Consider the following 24,037-nt stretch of genomic DNA (forward strand, 5'->3'; position numbering starts at 1 on the left):
TAAACTATAGAGAGTGGAGTGATAACCATGAGAATCGTACTTCTCTCCGGTGGATCAGGCAAGAGGTTATGGCCCTTATCCAATGATACGAGATCGAAGCAGTTCCTGAAAGTACTGGAGGGCCCTGAAGGGCAGACTGAATCCATGGTTCAACGCGTATGGAGGCAACTGCAGCACACGGGGCTAAGCGAAAAGGCCACGATTGCAACGAGTAAGCCACAGGTGGAGATTTTGCGAAGTCAACTGGGCGATGAGGTTGATCTTGTCGTCGAGCCGGAACGCAGAGACACCTTTCCTGCAATTGCTTTAGCAGCCGTTTATCTGTACTCGGTACAGGGTGTCAGTCTGAACGAAACGGTCGCTGTACTTCCTGTTGATCCATATGTGGAGGAATCCTTTTTCTATAAAGTTACGGAGCTTGAAGGAGTGTTGGATGAGTCTGGTGCGGAACTCGCATTAATCGGGGTGAAGCCCACCTATCCTTCAGAGAAATACGGTTATATTATTCCCGATCAACATGGAACTGAAAAACACAACCATTACGCCAAAGTATCACGTTTTCAAGAAAAACCCTGTGAGACTGAAGCGGCAGAGATGATAGAGCAATCTGCCCTTTGGAATTGCGGGGTTTTTGCATTCAAACTGAATTATCTGATTAATCTGCTGATCTCTCTTGAACTGCCAATTCAGTATGAAGAGATTCTCAAACAATACGGAAGATTACAGAAAATTAGCTTTGATTATCAGGTAGTCGAAAAAGCCAGTCACATTGTGGTTACACCTTACGAGGGATATTGGAAAGATCTCGGCACATGGAATACGCTGACAGATGAGATGAGCACCAACATTGTGGGTAAGGGAGTAGTTACAGATAGCTCATTAAACACACATTTGGTCAACGAGTTGAATATCCCGGTATGTGTACTAGGCGTTTCAAACGTAATTGTAGCTATAAGCCCAGATGGTATTCTGGTCAGCGAGAAAGAGGCTAGTCCACAAATCAAAGAAATTCTTAAAGATAGTGCGGAACGTCCCATGTATGAAGAACGACGCTGGGGCTGTTATAAAGTTCTTGATTATACACGGAATTCCCAGGGAGAAGAGGTACTAACCAAGCGCATTATTATTGGGGCTGATAAAAATTTATCTTACCAATATCATCTGAAACGAAACGAAGTTTGGACAGTTGTTTCCGGGCAAGGTGAGTTGATTCTGGATGGTGATTTAAAACAGATTAATCAGGGCGATACCATTTCAATCCCATCTGGCGGAAAACATAGTGTAAGAGCTATCACAGAACTTGAAATCATTGAAGTTCAGATGGGCAGTGAGCTGGTGGAAGAGGATATCGTACGAATCGAGATGGAATGGACAGATATTATCCAAAATTGCGTGAATTGGGGGAAAACAAGATGAATATTGCGGTGATTGGAACAGGGTATGTAGGTCTTGTATCGGGAGTATGCTTTTCGGAGATCGGCAACCAAGTCATCTGTGTGGACAACAATGAGGCCAAAGTGAAGATGCTCAACGAGGGCAACGTGCCCATCTACGAGCCCGGCCTCAAAGAGTTGATGGCTTCCAACATGCAAGCAGGCAAACTATCGTTCACCTCCAATATTGCTGATGCGATTAGTCAGTCGGATATTATCTTTATCGCTGTAGGCACGCCTTCTCTTCCCAACGGCGAGGCCAACCTGAGCTATGTGGAGCAAGTAGCTATAGAGATTGGAAGTCACATAGAAAGCTACAAAATTATTGTGACCAAAAGCACCGTTCCTGTAGGCACCAATGATCGTGTTCGTGAGCTGGTTAGCAGTATTTCATCTCAGCCTTTCGATGTGGCTTCGGTTCCCGAATTCCTTCGAGAAGGATCTGCAGTCAAGGATACGCTGAATCCTGACCGGATTGTCATTGGAACAGACAGTGATCGTGCGATTAAATCACTAAAAAAACTTCATCGGCCATTGACCGAGAACCTGATCATTACGGATATTCGGTCGGCAGAAATGATTAAATATGCTTCCAATGCATTTCTTGCTACCAAAATCTCATTTATCAATGAAATCTCGAATATATGTGAAAAAGTAGGCGCTGACGTTACACGAGTAGCCGAAGGCATGGGCTACGATAAACGTATTGGAGCTTCCTTTTTGAAGGCAGGTATTGGTTATGGGGGTTCATGTTTTCCAAAAGATACACAGGCGCTAATTCAGATCGCAGGCATGGTGGATTATGATTTTAGACTGTTAAAATCGGTTGTCCAGGTAAACCAGGATCAGCGTTTTCATGTCATTCACAAACTGGAAGAGGCGCTAGGATCTTTAAAAGGAAAAACAATTGCTGTCTGGGGATTAGCGTTTAAACCGGAGACAGATGACGTGCGGGATGCTCCAGCAATCGATATCATTCAGCATTTAAGTGATGCCGGAGCAGTAATCAAGGCCTATGATCCCATTGCAACTGCGAACTTCCGTAAAGAAGTAGATGTCGCCTCCATCACGTGGGAAGAGAATCCGCTTCATGCTGCTGAAGGAGCAGACGCCCTGTGCGTGTTGACTGAATGGAAGGAATTCGCTCATATCGATCTGAATGAACTGGCCAAAATTATGAAGGATCCCATCATGATTGATGGTCGTAATCTGTATAGCGCTGAACAGGTTCAGGCGTCTACTCTTCAATATTATTCTGTTGGTCGTCCGGGTTTGACGAAGCTGGAAGGGAAAGCGGCAGCAATCATCTAACCGCTATTCATCATCTTGAATGTGAGTGAGGCAGAACCCATGAAAAAGTGGATGAAAGTTACCATCTGGATTGTTTCCTTTTTTGTAGTTGTTGTGTTTGGTTATGCCATATATCTCTACCAATCCGTTAAATCAACCGCTGACCAAATTTATGAGCCCCGAAATCCTGTAAAGCCCGTCTCGGTCACAGATAGCAGAGGTGGGCTGCAGGTGGACATCAACAACAAAGAGCCTTTTAACGCACTGATTTTGGGCGTGGATGAGCGTCCGAATGATCGAGGGCGCTCGGATACGATGATCGTACTGAGTGTAAATCCAGGGAAAAAACAAGTGCTCATGTTTAATATTCCACGGGATACACGGACAGACATTGTGGGACACAATACAGTAGATAAGATCAATCATGCTTATGCCTTCGGAGGCGTGGACATGTCAGTAAATACCGTCGAGCAATTTTTGGGAGTCCCCATTCATTATTATATGAAAGTGGATATGGAGGGCTTTTCCAAAATCATCGACCTGGTCGGAGGCGTGGACGTAAATAATCCTTTTGCATTTGATTATGAGGGACAGCGGTACGATCAAGGGAATATTCATCTGGACGGTGTTGCTGCGCTCGGTTTTTCAAGAATGCGCTATGATGACCCGAAAGGGGATTTGGGGCGTAATGATCGACAGCGTGAGGTTCTGAAGCAGATGCTTAAGAATACAATGCAATTCTCCAGTGTACTTCATATCCAAAATATGTTAGAGGAACTGGGTACTCATGTCAGAACGGATGTTACTTTTGATGAGATGAAGGAACTTCTCCTCGAATATCGCAATGATCTGGAGAATGTGGATACGGTGGAGATTAAGGGTAAAGGCGAGAAAATCAATGGGATTTATTATTACATCGTGGATCAGCAGGAAAGGGATCGCATTCACGGAATAATTGAAGAACATTTGGAGAAATAAACAGAAATAATGGAAGGCTTATGAAAGTGGTGAGGACCTTGCTTATGGAGGAGGATTACGGGAAACGAAGACATAAGCATAGGCGTAAACAACGACCTTATGTTTATATCTTGTCACTGCTGCTGATTGCCGCCTGGGTTTTGGTGATCTGGCACTTTTCTACCCAATCATATCAGCAGCAGACCATCCAGCCTTGGCTGCATAAATGGTCTGAAAAGGTGAAGATCGGATTTGCACTACCCGATGTGCAATTCACATACGGTGAGCTTGATTATTCCTTAAGACAACGACCGTATGATTTTGTTGAGTTCATATTTCGGAAAAGTGCGCATTTATTTGTATATGCTGTGCTGGCGGTGCTTATCTATGGTGGGCTGAGATATAGGAAACTGCGAATGTGGGCTTGTATCGCTGCTGCGTTGACCGTAGTAGCGGTTATCGCCTCCATTGATGAATATATTCAGCAGTTCAGCCCAAACCGGACGAGTTCAATCCGTGATGTTGGCGTGGACCTGCTTGGCGGATGTGGCGGAATTGCCTTATATATGGGTGTTAATGTTGTTTACAGAAGATTCAGGTCCCCAAGGCGTTCTTCAGTCAAAAGAAAGTGATTTCCCAGGAAATGCTGCTCGTTAGTTCACGCTTCTACTTGCTTGCTATCCATCATAAGTATGGAAGTAGGACAAGGGGGGACGGGGCATGCTGCGAAGAAGGAACCGGAATGCGTTACTTAAAAAGATCGGATTCATAGCACTTGTGCTGCTGCTGTTATGGCTCATAGGCAGAACCATCCCATATCTGTTTCGTGCAGATGCACCAGATGAAGCTGCTGCCATTGCCCAAGAGTTTTACGAATATGAGCAGACGGGTGATTTCGGCAGTTCATGGGAGTTGTTTCATCCATTGATGAAAGAGCGCTTTCCCAAAAGCGTCTATTTACAGTCCAGAGCGCATATTTTCATGCAGCACTTTGGGGTGGAAACCTTTGATCTGGAGATGGAAAAACCAGAGCGTGAGTTTGACGTTACGGTAATTGATGGCGTTAAGCCATTTGCAGAGGCGTATCGCATTAGTGTTACCCAGAAGTTTTCGGGAACCTTTGGTCAATTTCAAATCGTGCAGGATTGTTATATCGTAAAGGATGGGGACGATTGGACGCTGCTTTGGTATTATCCGAAGAATGGAGATACCAAGACTGAGCATGACAAAGCCGACTGATAGTATCAACCCATACGATGAACCGAATTGTATCATTTGTACTTGAAATGGCTCTATAAATGCGAGACTTTAGTCGCATTTATAGAGCTTTTTTTGCATTTCATTTCTTTTTAAACCTGTAGGGGGTTGACATTAGTCCCGGTGTCAAGTAAATTACGAGTTAGATACAAAATGTATCAAAATTCAGCGTCTAACGACAAATAACAGGGACTCCAATGCTCCTTGTGAGGGGAAGGAAATTCATTGATCGAAATGGACCGCTTTTACTGTGTCAGTTGTGGGATGATTGTGTCGGTCGCTAGGGGCTCTGTCGAACTAAAGGAAGAGGACTGTGGAGGCAATCACGTATTTCGCACCGGATTTTATCGGAGTGAGATGCCGCTTGGATGCTGTGAAGCGTGTGTAGTTCATACGAAACGTCAGGGGAAATCCCAGTTTGCGGGACAATATACTAAAGATTATGATACACTATCTTCATATGAGAAACGGACATGATGTGAATGTTCGTTGATGAAGGAGGAAATGGAATGCAGCAGGAGCCGGTCGTCCGTCTTCAGGGCGTCAGTAAAATCATCTCCTCCCGATCATTGGTCAGTGACCTGACTCTGGATATTTCTCCGGGGCAGGTTTTTGGTTTTTTAGGACCCAATGGAGCGGGGAAAACAACAACGATTCGAATGATGGTAGGACTGATGTCCATCAGTCAAGGAGATATCATCATCTCGGGACACAGTGTGAAGAATGAATTTGAGCAAGCCATAGCTCAGGTTGGGGCTATTGTCGAGAATCCAGAAATGTACAAGTTTCTGACTGGATATCAGAATCTCGTCCACTTTGCTCGGATGTCACCTGGTATTACGAAGGAACGCATTGCCGAGACGATTGAACGAGTTGGGCTTACAGCTCGCATTCATGACAAGGTAAAGACCTATTCTCTGGGTATGCGCCAGCGTCTGGGCGTGGCCCAAGCCATATTACATAAACCCAAATTATTGGTATTGGATGAACCGACCAACGGGCTCGATCCACAGGGAATACGGGAACTTAGGGATTATTTGCGTCAGCTCTGTCAGCAGGAAGGGATCACGGTCTTTGTATCCAGTCACTTGTTGTCGGAGATGGAGTTGATGTGTGATACCGTTGCGATTATCCAAAATGGCAAATTGATTGATGTAAGAAATCTCAGAGCTGAGGCGGGAGTGGACGTACTTACTGAGGTTGCTTTTGAGGTAAATGATGCCCCGCGTGCAGCCGAACTCTTTAGCGAGGCTACAGTTCAGGGCAATGCCATTGTGATTCGTTTATCCCGTGAGCAGATTCCGGACTTGAATGCGAGGCTGGTTAGTGAAGGGTTTCAGGTATATGGTATCCGTAACGTAACCCATACGCTGGAAGATCAATTTTTGCAGGTGACTGGGGGCGGAAGCATTGGGTAATTTCGGCAATCTCATTATGAATGAAAACATGAAAATTTTCCGTCGTCCGCGTACTTGGATTATGTTATCCATTCTGGCATTGATCTCGCTGTTGATGCCGGTTCTTCTTAATCAAGGCATGGGGTCCAGTGAGGTTCCATACTGGCAAGCAGCTATTACTACCGTTCAAATCGTCTTTTTCCTGAATACCATCTTCTGTGTCGTCATTGCAGCTGAAGCGGTAGCTGGGGAATTCACCTGGGGAACGATTAAATTACTGCTGATTCGTCCGTGGTCACGCAGCAAAATACTGGCATCCAAATATTTGACCGTGATTGGATTTAGCATTCTGAGTACATTACTTGTTGTTATTCTGGCAACCGTAATGTCGTATATCCTGTTCTCCCATTCCGTAACTCAGGATGGAAGCGGGGCTTCTGCATCACACGCATTTGCACTATGGGGATATCTGTACGTGGACCTGTTTATTACGCTCGCTATTGCCTTTATGGTTTCCTCCGTGTTTCGTTCAGGAGCTCTGGCCATCGGTTTGTCTCTATTTATCATGTTTACACAGAATTTGTTCTCATTGATCTTCAATCCCGTTCGTTACGAATGGGCCAAGTATGTTCTGTTCAATAACATGGATCTCAGTCGTTATATGGATTCAGCGGCGGATTATGGATTGCTTGAAGATGGAAATGCAGGTATGACACTTGGGTTTTCTATTGCTGTGCTAGCTGTATATTATGTCATTTTCATGTTGATCTCATGGGTTGTATTCAACAAAAGAGATGTGGCAGGCTAATCGCCTGCTTCTTTTTTTTGCCCAATTTCTTTTTCAGAAAGCGAGTATATTCATCATCCACTGTGGCATGACTAGCATTTAAGGGTACATATAATCATACATAAGAATACGGCTTGGAATGGAACACGCTGCCCATGCTGTATTAAATTGCATTACATACATATTATCGCCGCAGTCGTATTTGGCAGAGCAGCGTATGGAGGGATCACGTTTCTTGATAAACAACAAGTTTTACCGTATATGCACAGCAATTATTTTGCTGCTGCTCATCGTGTATTTGGGGGATAAAGTCAACTTTATTTTCAGCCCCCTGACCTCGCTAATTCACATCATCATCATTCCGCTGCTGATTGCTGGTTTCTTCTATTATTTGCTGCGTCCGCTCGTCGACTATATGGAACGGCACAAAATGAAGCGTGCACTGTCCGTTCTTATCATTTACGTGGTAATTGCGCTGATTATGGCAGGATTCAGTGTGCTTGTATGGCCTTCACTGCGTGAGCAACTGTTGAATTTTGTGGAGAATGCCCCTGTACTGGTTACTTCGCTCAGTGATCAGTTGGCTGAATTCGAAAGAAGTGGTTTCCTTTCAAAATATATACCTGAGGATTCCGATCTGTTCTCACGCTTCTCTGATTTTCTGAGTCAAGGGATTGCCCAGGTAACGGATTATGTATCCGGGTTGTTCTCGGTCGTATCCAATCTGGTCATTATTCTGGCGACGTTCCCGATTATGCTGTATTACATGCTCAAGGAAGGCAGCAAATTTGGAACCAATCTCACACTGTTGCTGCCGAGACGTTACCGTAAAGATGGAGAAGAGACGGTCCATGAAATCGACGAAGCTTTGAGCAGCTATATTGTAGGTCGTGTCATTGTCAATGTGGCTTTGGGCATCCTGATGTATATTGGTTTTCTCTTTCTCGGTTTGCCATATGCATTGCTTCTGACGGCCGTATCTATTGTTCTGAATTTCATTCCTTATGTAGGGGCCTTACTGGCAGCCATTCCTGTCGTTATTGTGGGGTTCATTGAATCACCTTCAATGGCGATCTGGTCGCTTGTCATCATTGTCATCGCCCAGCAGATCCAGGACAATCTGATCTCTCCTTATGTCTATGGCAAACAGTTGGACATTCATCCGTTGACTACCGTCATCTTGCTGCTCGTAGGTGCAGATCTGGGAAATATTCTTGGGATGATCATCGTTATTCCGCTATATATGATTATCAAAATTATAGTTCGCAAAATCCATTATCGGATAGTTGAAGATAAGACTGAGCTCTGAATGGAATTTGAAATACAACTGTGTCATGTGTCACCACTAATGTTTGCTCTTGAAACATATCGATAAGCTCAACAGGATAAGCCGCATATCAATGGTGGAGGGTCAGGAAACTTACCCTTTCGATGGATATGCGGTTTTTTTTCATATATATTGCTCACTTGTGTTATAACTGTTATACTTGATATATAACAGATAACAAAGAGAAGGTGAACTCTTGATTATTCAACTGGATATGCAATCCGAACTTCCCATCTATTCGCAACTTGTTTATCAAATTATCGAAGGTATTGCCAGTGGTGAGTTACAGCTAGGTGAGGCGCTACCTTCGGTTCGGAATTTGGCCGCAGATATTGGGGTTAACCTTCATACGGTCAACAAGGCTTATACACTACTCAAGCAAGATGGATACATTCAAGTTCATAGACAAAAGGGAGTCGTAGTGAACCCTGATGGAATGCCTGATTTAACGGATGATTTTTTGAAAAAGCAGCAAAGAGAATTAAGACCGATTATTGCCGAAGCGATTTGTCGCGGAATGACCAAGGAGGAACTATCTGCGGTGTTAGACCAAATGTATGATGATGTGAAGATAGGTCACAACAAAGAATAAAGAATCAAGGGAGTGTGTTATGTATGCAACTATTTAGTATATTACCTATCATTTTAATCTTTGCTCCGTTAGCCTTACTTCTATCCTTTGCACCATATGTGACAAGGGAAACAATCAGCTTTGGGGTTACGGTAAGTGAATATAACTACTACACACCAGTCTTACGTAAGCTACGGAGAACGTTTGCTACCGTAAGTCTAATCGGAAACGGGATTATTATACTTGTCTGCCTGTATTTACTCCGATCTGCTAATGAAGAGTCTACCGCAATGATTACCGGTGTTTGCACAATGATTTTCATTGTGTACTGGGCTGCATTAAATATGTTATTTCATTTCAAGATGAAAAAGATAAAAGGATCACTTACAACTGTAGGAGCACCTCAACGAGTTAAAATTGATACCACCTTCCGCCAAAACAAGCTCACCTATTCCAACTATTGGTTTCTCATTCACATTGCTATTATTTTAGCCATTGCGATCATTTCGATCCTGAATTATAAGACACTCCCTAACGTTATTCCAATAAAATATGATCTTCAGGGCAATGTCACTTCCAGTGTGCCTAAAACCTACCTCTCGGTACTGGCTATAAATCTTGTACAGCTAGGAATCATTGCACTTATGATGTTGGTGAACTGGAGTATTAAAACAAGCAAACAACAGCTTACGACTTCTGATCCAGCCCAATTTGCTGCTAAAAATATTCACTTCCGCCGTAAATGGTCCCTTTTTACGCTTGTAACAGGTTTACTTCTTACCATTTTATTTGCCTTCATTCAGATAAATATGTTTGTCCCTAATCTGGACTTGTTGACAGCTATTAGCTTCATCACTCCTGTGCTGATCGTGTTAGGCGCGATAGTGCTATCTCTCACAGGCAGACAAGGCGGTGGGGAAATTCGGAATCATCAAGAGGATTGTGAACGATCCAAGGAGCAGCCTGTGAATGACGATGATCATTGGAAGCTTGGTTTTATTTACTTCAATGCCAATGATCCTTCTTTTACCGTAGAAAAACGTTATGGCATAGGCTGGACGATTAACTTCGCTCGACCATTATCTTGGGTCCTGTTGTTACTTATCATTGCTATTGTTGTTATAAGTATAGTCCTGAGCCAATAAATGCTCATATATCTATACATATAATAGATAAAATGATTAGGAGGAGTTATTACAATGAACCATTGGAAAAAGCTATTATGTTCTCTTACTTTAGTAGGTCTCATTCTGCCGATAACATCCATCTCAGCAGCTGCTGAACAACCCGCTGGTAATGAAAATCTGGTTCCTATTCGTGAGATAGCAGTAAAGAATGGGGCAGAGGTATTTTGGCAACAAAAAACAGGACAAATCACAATACGAAAAAGTGAGCTTACTATTGTAGCTAAGGTAGGAGAGAAACAGGCGATGGTGAATGGGCAAGTCGTCCCCTTAGACAATCCTGTTCAGCTAACGAAAGGAGTTACCTTGATGGATGCGGGATTTCTTACCGAGACGCTGAAGGGAGCACCTGAGGATATATTCATTTCACTTATTAGTGAGGGCAATGGCAAGGAAGCAGCGAAGTATGTTCATACCTCTGTTAGCGGAGTGTTGTCACCCACGTTGTTGAGTCAGCTATGGGCAGCATTAGAAGGTCAAAATGGAAAAATTTCAAGTAAAGCCATAGCTAAACACATAGAAAATAACACTGTGCATCGCAATGTTACCTATACTTTTAAGACAGAGCTGACTAGTATAAATATTACGGTCAGAATGAATCATAACGGACTTGTGGATGACTTGCACATTGCGGCCGCTACTCCAGATGTGTATCAAAAACCAAGCTACGACGACCCATCTGCCTATACAGAACAGGATATTACGGTTGGTCAAGGTGATTTAGCTTTACCAGGGACATTAACTTTGCCCAAGGGAGAGGGACCTTTCCCAGTTGTCATTCTGGTACACGGATCCGGGGCTAGCAATCAAGATGCTGCCATTGGTGGTGCAAAGCCGTTTCGCGATCTTGCGGTAGGTTTAGCTTCACAAGGCGTTGCTGTATTAAGATACAATAAGGTCACGTATGAGCATACCTATAAGGTGGCTTCACAGCCTAAATTCACATTAAAACAAGAAAGCGTAGATCAGGTAAACGATGCATTAGAATTACTTAAAAAGAATACACATATTGATTCTACAGCGATTTTTGTAGCTGGACATAGTCAAGGCGGGTTTGCAATGCCGTTAATCATTGCTGAGGATAAACAACATGATATTGCAGGAAGTATTCTACTTGCTGCACCAAGTAGTAGCTTTGTGGATGTGCTTACCGAGCAGCAGGACGAATTGGTAGATCGGATGAAGCGGCTAGGTTTAGACACGGAGATCATTCAAGGACAAGCTGATTTTTATAAAAATGTTGCTGCGATCGTTAAAGATCCTCAATATTCTGTAGATCATCTTCCTGAGGCGTTTCCACTTCAACCTGCTTATTGGTGGTTTGAGCAGAGAGATTATGTACCTGCAGAACTGGCTAAAACACAAAACACCCCTATGCTTATTATCCAAGGCGAAAATGATGTGCAAGTGTCTATGAATCAATTCCAAACCTGGAAATCGGCTCTGCAAGGTCATTCCAATGTAACGTACAATAGCTATCCAAAGGTAAATCATCTTTTATCCAGCTATGATGGACTTTCGATTGGTCAAGAGTACGCTGAGCCATCTAATGTCTCCAAAGCCATTATCGATGATATTGCGAAGTGGGTATTAAAATCAAACTAAAAAACGGGACGGTAAGTTCCATTCTTGGTTGAGTGATACCATGGGGAAGTGATACATTGAGCCAGAAATAATAAGAAGAGCACTTACCAATGTAGGCAAGTGCTCTTCTTATTATATATTGAAGTAGTTGCTTTATTTAACCCAATTGGACTCTTTATCGTCTTCATCGGTGTAATCAGACATGGTCAGTGGTTCCTTGGGAACAACAGCGACTTTGTAGAAGCGATTCTTGTCTTTTTCCAGCAAAACGAAGGTCAGATTCTCGAACTCATATTCTTCCTGTTCATTCATCTCTGGACGATGGCTATAAAGCCATCCCCCAATGGTATCCCACTCATCTGCATCCAGGTTTGACGTGAACATGTCGTTTACTTTGGACAACGAAACCTTGCCATCCATAATGACATAATTTTCATTGATGACCTGAATATCCTCCACTTCATCTGCGTCGAACTCATCCCGGATTTCACCGACAATCTGTTCAAGCACATCCTCAATCGTTACAATCCCGGAAGTACCTCCATACTCATCAACCAGAACGGCAATATGCACGCCATCCTTCTGCATTTTCTTGAGCAGATCCTTGACCGGTGTCGTTTCGTGAACAGCCGATACTGGCTGAATCAGGGAAGACAGATCGACAGGTTCTTCGTTTCCATATAACTCCAAGAAAAATTGTTTGGTATTAATGATACCGATAATATCGTCTTTGCTCTCATTTACCACTGGAAAACGGGTGTATTGTTCTTGCCGGATAATATCCAAGTTTTCCTCGTTCGATCTATTGACATAAAGGCAGACCATATCAGTCCGGGGTACCATGATTTCTTTGGCAAGCATCTCATCAAAAGCAAAAATCCGGCTTACATATCCGAACTCAGCTTGGTTGATTTTGCCGCTCTCAAAGCTTTCATTGATGATAATCTGTAATTCTTCTTCGGAGTGTGCATCTTCATGCTCCGATGCAGGTTTGATTCCGAATAACTTGACCAGTTGATTCGCTGAGCTGTTTAACAGCCAGATAAAAGGATACATAATTCGGTTAAACCAGATGATAGGTGTAGACGTCAGTAGAGCAACGGCTTCGGCTTTACGGATTGCAATCGTTTTAGGTGCAAGTTCACCAACTACCACATGCAAATACGTGATGGCGACAAACGCAATAACAAACGATAAGAATGAAGAAACTGCCTCCGGCATGTTCATGCTTTCGAACACAGGGTGGAGAATTTTCTCTACCGTGGGTTCTCCCAGCCAGCCCAGTCCCAGAGATGTAATCGTGATACCCAACTGACAGGCGGACAAATATCCATCCAAGTTGGCAACGGCTTGTTTAACAGCCAAGGCACGCTTGTTTCCTTCTGCAATCATTTGGTCAATCCGGCTCGGGCGAATTCTTACGAGTGCAAATTCCACCGCTACAAAAAATGCCGAAAGTCCTATCAAAAAAGCAACCAATACTAAATTTAACGCATACCTCTCACTGTCCATTAACTAGTCTTCTCCTTTAAGTAATAAGTTTTTAACGAATATTATATCTAATTTTACGTAAGAAGACCACCTTCCGATCAAGAAAAGAGGAAGAGTCTGGAAGACAGAGTGTGCGAAATGGCGATGGAGTGCTGATCGGCAGACTGGAATGAATCATATGTAGAGGGGAACACAGTCAGAATATACAACGCCAAAGCATGGAATGAACTGGCTGAGCGCCATTGCAGATCAGATGTGTATGTAAAATTTTATCTAAGCAAACGTTACGAACAGTGCATACATTGGGTATCTAATGATTAGCTAAAGGCTTTATCGTCAAAGCTTGTACAGTGAGAGAGAACGGCAAGGTTACCCCTTGCCATGAGGAGGAAGCCGAATGTTTTGGCTGGTTATTATATTGCTCGTATTTACTTTTCAGGCAGCCACCATTCTGTTGCTGGAATTCCGCAATCCGGCGAAAGCTGTGGCATGGCTTTTTATTTTATTCTGTGTACCCTTGATCGGCTTTGTTGTGTATTATTTTGTCGCCCAGGACTACAGCAAACGTAAGAAGGTCCGTAAAGGCGGTTCACGAATCTTTCGGGAAATACGGGAAACGATCTGGGAGCAGGCTCACATTATCGAGCATGCCGATCAGATGTCGGGCAGCCGATACCTCCATCAGCACCGTTTGTTCAATTTGCTGTCACACCTGTCTGAGAGCCCAATTACAGGCTGCAATCGGAGTCAAATACTGACGAATGGTGAAGAGACATATGAAGCCATGTTGAGGGCCATGGAACAGGCAGAGCACCATCTGCATGTTGAATTTTATATTTTTCGGGATGATGTCATCAGTACAAAGTTTCAGGATGTGATGATTCGCAAGGCAAAAGAAGGCGTCAAAGTACGTTTGATCTGCGATGGACTCGGCAGTCACAAGATGAGCTGGAGCTTTATCCGCAAGTTTCAGGACGCAGGTGTGGAGTTTCATTATTTTCTGCCGCCGCTCATTGCAACGATTGACCGGAGGGTGAACTACCGGAATCACCGTAAAATTGTTGTGGTGGATGGAAGGATTGGGTTTGTGGGTGGGATTAATATAGGTGATGATTATCTCGGACAATATCCGGAGGTTGGCTTCTGGCGCGATACTCATGTACAGATCGAAGGTGATGCCGTATATTTCCTGCAAAATACGTTTTTGAACGACTGGAAGCTCGCTTCCGGCGAGCAGATTACTGAGCCTCAACTGACAGAGCTATTCCCGCCACATATATGCAGTGGGGAAGAACGGATTCAGATTCTGGCCAGCGGGCCGGATCAGGACTGGGATGCTATTCAGGAAATGTGCTTTGGAGCGATTTCGGTGGCATCCGAACGCATATACATCACAACACCCTATTTCATTCCAGATCCTGCATTATACGAAGCTATTAAGACGGCTGCCGTCAGTGGGGTCGATGTGAAAATCATCATTCCGTATCAATCAGATTCCCGGCTGGTGCATTTGGCGTCTATGTCCTATGTGGAAGAATTGTTACGTGCAGGAGTGAAGTTTTATCAATATCGCAAAGGTTTTGTACACGCCAAGGTCCTGATTGTGGATGATTTACTTGCGACGGTAGGTACAGCCAATATGGATATGCGCAGCTTTTTCTGCAATTTTGAGTTGACCGCCGTGTTGTTTGAGACATCATCCATGGACCGGCTGACCGAGGATTTTGAGCGTGATCTGGATGAATGCAGCCAGATTGAAGTGAAGGCGTTTCAGCAGCGTTCACGGTGGCAAAAAGGGGCAGAAATGCTTTCTCGCATGCTTTCTCCGCTGCTTTAGCCGTTATAGGGCGAATTTCTCAAGATAAATTCACTTTTTGTGAATTTATCTTCTTTTTGCTAACTATTTTGCTCAAATTTGATCTTTTATGATATAATGTTTATATAAATTATGTCTTGGCGAAGGAGGGGAGTCTGCGGGAAAACAGGCTCCCTTTTGCTCTCTTTTGGAAGTGTCAACCGGAATTAAGACATACTTGAATACATTTCATATAGCCTTTAGGTGCTTTTATAACGGGGTGCATATAGCGTTGGAACGGTGTTGTTCCTCTGTATGCAGGGTTCCTCTGGGTACTTAAATGATTTATGAAATGGATTCACATATTGATCAAAACGGGGGGGATACCATGTCCAATGTATCGGTTAAAGAACTAACATCCAAGCCGGACCGCAATGTGAAGAGCTCGGTGTTTTCACTGAAGCTTCTGCAGCGCATTGTGATGATTCTGGTCGGTGCTGCACTGATGGCTGTGTCACTCGAAGTATTTCTCGTGCCGAATGGCGTTATTGATGGGGGAATAACAGGGATCTCGATTATGGTGTCAGAGATTACACATCTGCCACTCGGAATTTTCCTGACCTTGCTTAACTTGCCTTTCCTGATTCTGGGATATAAACAAATTGGTAAAACGTTTGCGTTATCTACACTGCTCGGGATCGTCGTAATGTCGATTGGAACATCATTGTTACACCACGTTCCTGCACTGACGCCAGGTGAACCGCTGCTTGGAGCTGTATTTGGCGGATTGATCTTGGGGGTTGGTGTTGGTCTCGTCATTCGTTCTGGTGGTTCACTCGATGGTACGGAGATTGTAGCTATTCTGTTAAGTGAGAAATCACCATTGTCTGTAGGTCAGATCGTACTGTTCATTAACGTATTTATTTTTGCAGGTGCAGGTTTTGTGTTTGGCTGGCCAAACGCCCTGTATTCCATGATTGCTTATTATATTGCAATGAAGATGATTGATATTGTGAATGAAGGATTGGATCAATCCAAATCGGTATGGATTATCAGTGAGAAATACCGTGATATTGGTTCTGCCTTGACAGACCGTCTTGGTCGCGGCGTCACTTTCCTGGATGGAGAGGGCGGCTTCAGTGGAGATGAGAAGAAAATTATCTTTGTGGTGATTACCCGTTTGGAAGAAGCTAAACTGAAGTCCATTGTTGAAGATTGGGACCCACATGCCTTTGTAGCGATTGGTAACATTCACGATGTGAAGGGCGGACGTTTCAAGAAAAAAGGTATACATTAGCGAATCTCATCGCGCCTAAACGAAAAGATAGCCGGTACCCTTGGTTTGAGGGTGACCGGCTATTTTTGTTTTAAATGCTGGATGACCAGTTCAACGGGTTGGGGTTCGACAGCTGCGATCAGATCCCCGGTCTGCGTCAGGCGTTCCACGATGTTCATCAAGTGGTAATCCTTGACCGAAACGTTGTTCCGAACTTCATCCCATGTGAGCGGAGTAGACACAGTACCACCTGGTTTGGCGCGGGGAGTGTAAGGAGCTGCGAGCGTTTTGCCGCCGTAATGCTGGAGGTAATCAAAATAAATACGATCGCCCCGGTCTTTTTTAAGTCGTTCCAGTGTAAATAGATCCGGATGTTTTTGAGTAACGTATTTGCCTACAAAATAACCGATGTCCCTTAACTCATCGAAGGTTACACCTTGGCGGATCGGAACAATAATCTGTACACCTGTGGCACCGGAGGTTTTCGGTACCGATCTCAGACCAAGCGAAGTCAGCGTTTCCCCCACGATCAGTGCAGCCTGCATGATGCGAGGTTCTTCTTCCTGCGAAGGATCGAGATCAATCATCCACTCGCAAGGCAGATGGTTGTCTACGGCGTGTAAGGAAGGATGAAATTCCAGAGCGGCCAGATTGCCAAGCCATAACAGATCAGGAAGGTTTTCCATCACCACATATCGTATCCCGTCATGTATCTCGGTTCGTACAAATTCCGGAACGGGCTCCGGGGCATTTTTTTGATAGAAAAACTGGCCGCCTGCACCATGTGGATAACGTATCGTGGTGAGCAGCCGATTTCGGGTGTACGTAAGCAGATAGGGAGCCAGTGCCGCCAACTTTTGCAAATAGATTGCCTTGGTCACACCTGCTTCGGGCCATAACAGCTTGTCCGGATTGGTCACTGTAAGCTCCATTCCATTAATGGTTATGGTGCCCTTTATTGTATGGGCCATGAAGAACACCTCCTTTGGTGACAAGTATGATTTTAAGGGAAGCCCTCTTACTATTTCAGGCGGATGGAAGGTGGTTTATGGTTCTGAAATAAGATGACTGATCTGGCTGATTTGACACTCATCTCGCTTTACCGAAGCAAAAGCCTGGATGCTTGGGTGACGTAGGGTGAAATGGTGGGTCAGTTCCATGAATTGCACTTTGACGCCGATGCTTGGTTCGACCCATGTCGTCTCCGCGCTTCTCTCGGGTATGTTATGAAAGGGTCTAACCTTTCGGATGAGAGGTTGTACTTCTTCGGTTAGTTTACGCCAGGAGTCCGAGTTCAATTTACCAGTGCCGACATGACCAATATAGACAAAGTTAGGCCCATCGTATACACCGACTGCGATTGCATTCACGATGCCGCTGCGGTAGGTGACTCCGCCAATCATCGCATATAGGTCGTGGAAAATCTTGACCTTCTGCCAGCGTTGATCCTTACCGTTGATTGCATAGGTGCTGGAAAGGTCTTTGCATACAATTCCCTCCATCTGGTGCTGTCTCATCACAGTGAGCAGGGCATCGGAATCTGACGTATTGGTCACCTCCTGAACATGGGGAGCAGGATTCAGAACTTGATGCAGCAGACGCTGACGATCTGCAAGTGGTTGATTTGTGACCCATGCCCCATCGCAGAAAAGAATATCAAATACCATATAAGTCACTGGAATCTGGTATACAGCCTGGGCAATGCCATCCGGTCTGCTCATGCGATCTCGCCGCAGCACGTGATAGAAGGACGGTTTTCCCGTATCCGGGTCAAGGGCAATAATCTCTCCATCCAAAATATAAGAAGGGACGGAGCACAGATTGCGTGGCTGGACCAGCTCAGGATATTGTACAGTTCGGTTGTGTAATCTGCGATTAATTAACTGAATTCCCTTTCCGTCCTCGTAAGCAAGCATGCGGACCCCATCCCATTTGATTTGGGCAATCCAGTTTTGCCCGGTAGGGATTACATCTCGGGATACAGGTTCAAAAGGAACCAGGGGATTGAACATGTGCCAAAAACTCCTTTCCTCTTTCAAATCTGTCTGGAGGTTGATCATCTAAGTTGAGTGGAACAGGGGTTAGCCCTTCCGAAGCTTTACCTTTAGTTTATGTACCATAATGAGCAGCAGAGGAATTCCGATGCCACAGGTCAGGTCCCAATCAATCCAATACGGAATAACAACTTTGAGATAGAAGTTCTCGTTGGGAGCCAGAATAATGGACATAGCCAGAATCAACAGGGCGCCCGGCAAGATAAGTGGTCGATAGCTGGACAATTTAAAGAGATGAGTCATTCCGAGTACAAAGCTATAGAAGAACAGAATGCTCTTGAAAAACACGGCAATAATCCAGACGGAAGCCATAAAGGCTTCGATTCGCTGCAAAAAGTTGCCTATATTGATCTTCAGCGACAGATTAAATGCTGCGAACCAATGGTGCTGCGTCATAAATGGCCCCATGACCAACAGGCAGATCGTTAGCGTTAGGGTAAGCATTAATCCCCCTATGATGGCTGCCAGAAGGATATCCTTTTCCCAATGAGCTTCCTTTTTGGCATAAGGAAAGAGCATAAGAAAGATGCACAATTCACAATAAGGATAGGTAAGCACAGCGACAAATCCTTTAAAGGGATTCAGTAAGCCTTCTCCAAGAACAGGCTTGATGTTGTCCAGATGTGATTGTGGGAACAGACAGACGGTCAGAATGAGCAGAAACAGCACGATCAGGGGAAGAAATACCTCGGCGCTCCTGCCTATGGGCTCCAGACCAGATAAGAGTCCCCAGACAAGAGTACAAACAAAGAGCAAATTCACAATGAAGAGCGGGGATTCAGGCAAGATCTGGGTCGTCATGAAATCCCCAATTTCCCTTATGAACGCAGAGGTACTTATCAGAAAATAGAATAAATAAAAAGAGCTGATGAAGGCCCCGATCCAGGGTCCAAGAGTATGCAATGCATGTTGAATCAGATTCATTCGGGGCTGCAGTTTGTAAACAACAAGCATAATGGACAAAACCCCGGCTCCTCCAGCAACGCCCAATATTGCGGACAACCATGCATCCTGATGTGCATATGAGGTGATCATCGAGGGGAAGACGATAATCTGCTCACCAATCGTGCATAAGAACATCAGTGAGCCCAGTTGTCTTACGGTTAAACGCCCCTTCTCAATCATATGGGTTCTCCTTCGCATGTCGATCTAGATATTTGGTTAGGATGCGCCAATTGCACCAATTTTATTAGGAAATGGATAAAGGCATATATCAACATAATAAAAGGTAGGCAAAAAAGCCCGGGCAACTGAATTCCCTATATGGAGCGAGGGAATTGGTGTCCGGGCTAATCAGAGTACGCAGCTTCATACACAATATTATTGTCACGGATTTCCCGTGTTAGTTCGTTGTGGTCAAGCGAATGCGAATATTCTGCGGGTCTACAGTAAACCAGTCCTTACCTTGCTGTTCGATCGATGCGTTTGATTGACGTAGTTGTTCAACAGCTTGTTCCAATGATTCTTTTCCGTCATAAATGATAGTGAAGTAGTCAATGCCTGTCGCATTGGCCGGAGTCACAGGTGCGCCTGTACCAGCCCAAATGTTCAGTCCGATGTGATGGTGATAACCGCCTGCGGACACAAACAGGGCAGACATGTTGGCGAAGTTACCAACGATGTCGAAACCAAGCACGCCTGTATAGAAGCGGCGCGATTCTTCCAGACCACGTACGTGGAAATGAACATGACCAATAACGGTTCCGGCAGGCAATCCCTGCCAAGGCTCGTTCGCGGCCAGAGCGAACAGGCTGTCTACATCAACAGGATCACTTGACATAATGTAGTTATTATCTGCATCCCGCTTCCAAGTGTCCCGTGCACGGTCTGCATAGATCTCGATACCGTTCTGATCCGGGTCGGAAATGTAGAATGCTTCACTGACCAGATGATCACCCTGACCAATTTCAATGCCCGACTCAGCCAGATTGCGGAGGGCAAGACCCAGCGATTTGCGGTCAGGCAGCAGGATGGCGAAGTGATACAGACCTGCTGTGGAGCGAACAGGCATCGTCACTGCATTGGCTAACTGCTCAAGGCGCAAAAGCGAATGCTTTCCATCGGCTGTCATGGTAGCGACTTTTTCGCTGCGTTCAAGCAGTTTCAGTCCGACCACCTCGGTATAAAATTGAATGGATCGATCCAAATTGCTGATTCGCAGACTTACTTCACCCAGATGGGTTGTAGCAGGAATTTGATAAGTAGAAGTCATAAGGATTTCCTCCTGTAAACAAGTGTAGTTGTTTTTACGGTTCTCGCATTGGTAATGAAACAGACTATTGTAATGTCATAGCTCATGTAGATAGGAGACTCAACTGTACATTTATAAATAAGTTACTTTTCATAAGTTAATATAAAATATAAATCAACTTTCGTCAATTGTATTTTCCATCGTAGTGGGATCATTCTTGTGTGAGGACTGCTGCAAACATGGAATGCAAAACAAAAATCCGGCTCCATAGCCGGATTTCCAATGTTAATGTTAGTGACAAGTGAATCCTGTGCTGTTTGCTGTTTAAGCCTTGGGCTTAGGAGCAGCCTTCTTTCTTTTCGAAGGAGCAGGAGCCTCTGTTTCTCCTCCAGCCGCTGCTTGGACCGACGTTTTCTTGGGAGCTCGTTTCTTAGGTTTGGCTGTGGTGGTTCCGGGATCGGATGGAATGGGCTTCACAGCTTCAATACTTGCTTGCAGCGCTGCCATGAGATCCATGACATTGGCTTCCGGCTTGGCCGGAGCAATTTTGATTTCTTCACCGGCCACTTTGTGATTGATCAGATCCAGCAGTTTGGCGCGATAGTCATCTGTATATTTTCCGGGTTCAAAAGGAGTAGATAATTGATCGATCAGCAGTTTGGCCATCGTCAATTCCTTCTCGTTTACGTTCAGAACCTCGGGCAGGTTGGGAACCTGAGAGACGGGACGGATCTCATCCGGATAGAAAATGGTTTCCATGGAGAGGCAATCGTCCAGCACACGGATGGCAGCCAAACTGCTTTTGGAACGAATCGATATCTTGGCGATGCCGATCTTTCCTGTATCCCGCATGGCTGTCATTAATAGCTGGTAGGCGTTTCCTCCCGCCTGATCGGGGGATAGATAATACGTTTTTTGAAAATAAATCGGATCAATTTCCGTTAAATCCACAAAATCCAGAATGGTAATGGTTTTGCTGCTGGAATCATTTAACGCTTCAAGCTCGTCCTTTTCGAACAAAACGAATTTGCCTTTCTCATATTCATATCCTTTGGTGATTTCTTCCCATTGAACCTCAACTTCGCAGGAAGGGCATTTACGTACATAAGCAAGTGGACTGCCGCAGACTTTGTGAATATAACGCATGGAGATGTCTTTGTCTTCGGTAGCCGAAAACATTTTGACAGGAACATGAACCAGACCAAAGCTGATGGCACCTTTCCAGACTGTATGCATGAACGGCTCCTTTCCGAGAACATTTTATGAATAGTATGGGCATTTCGTGGGCGGGATAACCCTATTTCACCGGAACGGTATGCTTCAGAAAGAGTGGGGGATGATAACAGAAACATCCTTTAAGATCTGCGATCTAAAACGCTGGGTTTGAAAGAGGATGATGTTAGTTATCAACTATCACGTCAGGAGGTACCCCTATGAAGAACAAACGAGACGAAGCTGAAGCTCACGCCCATACGTTCTCTCCGTATCCTCGTGCCGAGTCGGAAGGGTCTGAAGATTTTCATACGCCTGCAACAGCGGTTAACTGGGAGGCTATTACCTCAGAAGAACTGCCGCTTGACCGGGAGTCGTTCATGCTTGACATTGACCGGATGGTGAATGAGGGTTTGGGCGGTGGACAAGTTACGGAAGATAACGGTTATATCGGTGACAGTACGACAGATAGCATGGTACGGGAATCACATGAAGATCCGGAAGGGGAGTATGAATAATAATGATGGATGTTAAACGTGCGAAAGCCATTTATGATTCCAAAGATACGATTGCAGTTACATTAGAAGGAGATCCGGTCTGGATCGAAAATGTGGATGAAGCGAATGGTATGGCAACGGTGCAAGTGGGCAGCAGACCGGGGAATACCCAGACGGTACGTGTAGATCGTTTGGAAGAGTAAAAGAGACGTTTGGTAAAGGATGTCAGGAAAGGCCGGTGCCGTCAGGTGCCGGTTTATTTGTCGTTCGTGTGAATGGTGGCCTGTCTTCCGTTCTGCTTCTGATCCTTCGATGTTGCGGGGGGAGAATGGGACCGATATAATAAAGTTCAAAGTGAACTCAGGCGGCTTGACCGCCAAAGGTGGGGCGTATATTGAATCAGACGCATGAGCAGTGGGTGTATCACTCCCATGGCATTGCAGATACAGAAGTACTCGCGTCCGCACTCGCTGAACAGGCAACCGCCGGCATGGTGATTGCACTGGACGGTGATCTGGGCGCGGGCAAAACGGCATTTTCACAAAAGTTTGCATGGCATTTGGGTGTACGTGATGTGGTTAACAGCCCCACGTTTACACTGATCAAGGAATATGAAGGGCGTCTGCCCTTATATCACATGGATGTGTACCGCATATCGCTGGAAGAAGCGGACGAGCTTGGACTGGATGAGTATTTCTATGGTGCCGGAGTCAGTCTGGTGGAATGGTCCAGCATCATTCCCGAATTGCTGCCGCAGGAACACTTGCATGTGCAGATCGAGACGACCGGTCCGGAGGATCGAACGATTACGCTGGATGGGTATGGCGAGACGTATGCTGCCATGTGCCGACAGTTCAGACAGAATGGAGTCAAATGATGATGGAAGATTTACAAAAACAGCCGCGCCAGCGGTTTTTGGCGTTGGATACCTCGACTGCGGTGATGGCAGCCTCAGTGATGGAAGGCCACGCCCTTCTGGAAGAACGCAATGAACGGGCAGAACGCAACCATTCGGTACACGTCGTGCCTGTGATGGAGCAGCTGCTGGAAGCCAGCGGCACGCAGCCAGGACAGCTGGACGGCGTTGCCGTCGGCATTGGCCCGGGATCGTACACGGGCATCCGCATTGCGGTGACCGCGGCGAAGACGCTGGCCTGGGCGTGGGACATCCCCGTTGTCGGGGTGTCCAGCCTTCAGGCCCTGGCCTGGGGCGGCTGGCACAGCGGCCTCGCCGCCAAGGCCGAAGCTGCGGCAGGGGATGCCGCAGCAGGGGCTGGCGGAACGCCATCCGCGGATCAGGGCGGCACAGGTGCCGCCCCTGTCCACTGGATCGTTCCGCTTGTGGATGCGCGGCGCGGTCAAGCCTATACCGCGCTGTTCGCCTCCGCCGGGAGCGCTGCGCCCCGGCGGCTGGCGCCCGATGCCATCCGTCTGGTGGACGGATGGCTGGAAGCCCTCGCCGCCCGCATGGCGGAAGCGGCGCCGGAAGAGCGGCCCGCTGCCGTCTGGATTGTCGGCGAGACGGGCCCGCATGCGGCAGCAGCGGCTGAGCTTCGCTGCCCCGCAGGAACGGCGCTCCAGCTCGTACCCTATGAGCTGGAGGGCCGTTGGGTTGGGCGCTTAGGCGCCGAGGCGCTGCTTGCAGGTCAGCGAGATGACGTGCATGCGCTCGTGCCGAACTATACCCAGCTGGCTGAAGCGGAAGCCAACCTGCTGCGCAAAGGCTAAAAGGGA

23 protein-coding genes are annotated in these 24,037 nt (G+C 45.6%); 17 read left to right on the plus strand and 6 right to left on the minus strand.

The features are described from left to right. Window positions 1–27 precede the first annotated feature (27 nt). From BMY78_RS02145 to BMY78_RS02195, 11 genes are all read left to right on the plus strand, one after another. On the plus strand, window positions 28–1,416 hold the full coding sequence (locus BMY78_RS02145; protein ID WP_090894242.1) for a sugar phosphate nucleotidyltransferase: 1,389 nt from the start codon (window positions 28–30) through the stop codon (window positions 1,414–1,416). Next, the gene (locus tag BMY78_RS02150; RefSeq protein WP_090894244.1) at window positions 1,413–2,744 is read left to right on the plus strand and encodes a UDP-glucose dehydrogenase family protein; all 1,332 of its coding nucleotides are present in this window, start codon (window positions 1,413–1,415) and stop codon (window positions 2,742–2,744) included. The genes BMY78_RS02145 and BMY78_RS02150 overlap by 4 nt, the downstream gene beginning before the upstream one ends. A 39-nt stretch (window positions 2,745–2,783) precedes the next feature. Next, entirely contained in the window at window positions 2,784–3,701 is a 918-nt protein-coding gene (locus BMY78_RS02155) for an LCP family glycopolymer transferase (protein ID WP_090894246.1), read from the plus strand. A gap of 44 nt (window positions 3,702–3,745) precedes the next feature. Further along, the gene (locus tag BMY78_RS02160; RefSeq protein WP_177185629.1) at window positions 3,746–4,312 is read left to right on the plus strand and encodes a VanZ family protein; all 567 of its coding nucleotides are present in this window, start codon (window positions 3,746–3,748) and stop codon (window positions 4,310–4,312) included. A gap of 88 nt (window positions 4,313–4,400) precedes the next feature. Next, window positions 4,401–4,919 (plus strand): hypothetical protein, encoded by a 519-nt coding sequence (locus tag BMY78_RS02165; RefSeq protein ID WP_090894252.1) that lies wholly within the window; start codon window positions 4,401–4,403, stop codon window positions 4,917–4,919. A gap of 527 nt (window positions 4,920–5,446) precedes the next feature. After that, window positions 5,447–6,355 (plus strand): ABC transporter ATP-binding protein, encoded by a 909-nt coding sequence (locus BMY78_RS02170; protein ID WP_090894255.1) that lies wholly within the window; start codon window positions 5,447–5,449, stop codon window positions 6,353–6,355. Then, window positions 6,348–7,142 (plus strand): ABC transporter permease, encoded by a 795-nt coding sequence (locus BMY78_RS02175; protein ID WP_090894257.1) that lies wholly within the window; start codon window positions 6,348–6,350, stop codon window positions 7,140–7,142. Before BMY78_RS02170 ends, BMY78_RS02175 begins: the two co-directional genes overlap by 8 nt. 214 nt (window positions 7,143–7,356) lie before the next feature. Next, entirely contained in the window at window positions 7,357–8,430 is a 1,074-nt protein-coding gene (locus BMY78_RS02180) for an AI-2E family transporter (protein ID WP_090894260.1), read from the plus strand. A 214-nt stretch (window positions 8,431–8,644) separates the two neighbouring features. Further along, window positions 8,645–9,040: a GntR family transcriptional regulator gene (locus BMY78_RS02185; RefSeq protein ID WP_090894262.1), complete on the plus strand. Its 396-nt coding sequence runs from the start codon at window positions 8,645–8,647 to the stop codon at window positions 9,038–9,040. A gap of 23 nt (window positions 9,041–9,063) precedes the next feature. After that, a complete protein-coding gene (locus tag BMY78_RS02190; RefSeq protein WP_090894264.1) occupies window positions 9,064–10,164 on the plus strand; it encodes a DUF1648 domain-containing protein in 1,101 nt (366 codons plus the stop codon). A gap of 54 nt (window positions 10,165–10,218) precedes the next feature. Continuing rightward, on the plus strand, window positions 10,219–11,808 hold the full coding sequence (locus BMY78_RS02195) for an alpha/beta hydrolase family protein (protein ID WP_090894267.1): 1,590 nt from the start codon (window positions 10,219–10,221) through the stop codon (window positions 11,806–11,808). Window positions 11,809–11,940: 132 nt separating this feature from the next. Here the strand turns inward: BMY78_RS02195 and BMY78_RS02200 are convergent, their stop codons facing one another. Beyond that, window positions 11,941–13,299, minus strand: a complete 1,359-nt coding sequence (locus BMY78_RS02200; protein ID WP_090894270.1) for a hemolysin family protein — start codon at window positions 13,297–13,299, stop codon at window positions 11,941–11,943. 376 nt (window positions 13,300–13,675) lie between these two features. Between BMY78_RS02200 and cls the strand changes: the two genes are divergently transcribed. Next, complete coding sequence (cls, locus tag BMY78_RS02205; RefSeq protein WP_090894273.1) at window positions 13,676–15,115, plus strand: cardiolipin synthase; 1,440 nt, start codon at window positions 13,676–13,678, stop codon at window positions 15,113–15,115. Window positions 15,116–15,461: 346 nt separating this feature from the next. Further along, window positions 15,462–16,370 carry a YitT family protein gene (locus tag BMY78_RS02210; RefSeq protein WP_090894276.1) on the plus strand — a complete coding sequence of 303 codons (909 nt, stop codon included), beginning with the start codon at window positions 15,462–15,464 and terminating at the stop codon, window positions 16,368–16,370. A 59-nt stretch (window positions 16,371–16,429) separates the two neighbouring features. On the opposite strand, the gene ligD is transcribed toward BMY78_RS02210, so the two are convergent. The 5 genes from ligD to BMY78_RS02235 form a co-directional block, all read right to left on the minus strand. Further along, window positions 16,430–17,320, minus strand: a complete 891-nt coding sequence (gene ligD / locus BMY78_RS02215) for a non-homologous end-joining DNA ligase (protein WP_090894278.1) — start codon at window positions 17,318–17,320, stop codon at window positions 16,430–16,432. A 75-nt stretch (window positions 17,321–17,395) separates the two neighbouring features. Next, the gene (locus BMY78_RS02220) at window positions 17,396–18,361 is read right to left on the minus strand and encodes an ATP-dependent DNA ligase (RefSeq protein WP_090894281.1); all 966 of its coding nucleotides are present in this window, start codon (window positions 18,359–18,361) and stop codon (window positions 17,396–17,398) included. A gap of 69 nt (window positions 18,362–18,430) precedes the next feature. Beyond that, window positions 18,431–19,528 carry a GerAB/ArcD/ProY family transporter gene (locus BMY78_RS02225; RefSeq protein WP_177185631.1) on the minus strand — a complete coding sequence of 366 codons (1,098 nt, stop codon included), beginning with the start codon at window positions 19,526–19,528 and terminating at the stop codon, window positions 18,431–18,433. Window positions 19,529–19,745: 217 nt separating this feature from the next. Continuing rightward, a complete protein-coding gene (locus BMY78_RS02230) occupies window positions 19,746–20,615 on the minus strand; it encodes a VOC family protein (protein WP_090894285.1) in 870 nt (289 codons plus the stop codon). A gap of 303 nt (window positions 20,616–20,918) precedes the next feature. Next, the gene (locus BMY78_RS02235) at window positions 20,919–21,830 is read right to left on the minus strand and encodes a non-homologous end joining protein Ku (protein ID WP_090894287.1); all 912 of its coding nucleotides are present in this window, start codon (window positions 21,828–21,830) and stop codon (window positions 20,919–20,921) included. 197 nt (window positions 21,831–22,027) lie between these two features. On the opposite strand from BMY78_RS02235, the gene BMY78_RS02240 reads away from it, so the two are divergent. The 4 genes from BMY78_RS02240 to tsaB all read left to right on the plus strand — a co-directional run bounded on the left by BMY78_RS02240 (window position 22,028) and on the right by tsaB (window position 24,031). Continuing rightward, entirely contained in the window at window positions 22,028–22,324 is a 297-nt protein-coding gene (locus BMY78_RS02240) for a hypothetical protein (RefSeq protein WP_090894289.1), read from the plus strand. 5 nt (window positions 22,325–22,329) lie between these two features. Continuing rightward, window positions 22,330–22,506, plus strand: a complete 177-nt coding sequence (locus BMY78_RS02245) for an H-type small acid-soluble spore protein (protein ID WP_053783520.1) — start codon at window positions 22,330–22,332, stop codon at window positions 22,504–22,506. 191 nt (window positions 22,507–22,697) lie between these two features. Next, window positions 22,698–23,180, plus strand: a complete 483-nt coding sequence (gene tsaE, locus BMY78_RS02250; RefSeq protein WP_053783473.1) for a tRNA (adenosine(37)-N6)-threonylcarbamoyltransferase complex ATPase subunit type 1 TsaE — start codon at window positions 22,698–22,700, stop codon at window positions 23,178–23,180. Between the two features lie 2 nt (window positions 23,181–23,182). Further along, window positions 23,183–24,031 carry a tRNA (adenosine(37)-N6)-threonylcarbamoyltransferase complex dimerization subunit type 1 TsaB gene (gene tsaB / locus BMY78_RS02255; RefSeq protein ID WP_090901919.1) on the plus strand — a complete coding sequence of 283 codons (849 nt, stop codon included), beginning with the start codon at window positions 23,183–23,185 and terminating at the stop codon, window positions 24,029–24,031. The last annotated feature ends 6 nt before the right edge of the window (window positions 24,032–24,037 follow it).

Origin of the sequence: Paenibacillus sp. OK076 (assembly GCF_900110055.1) — a bacterium.
Lineage (GTDB): Bacteria > Bacillota > Bacilli > Paenibacillales > Paenibacillaceae > Paenibacillus.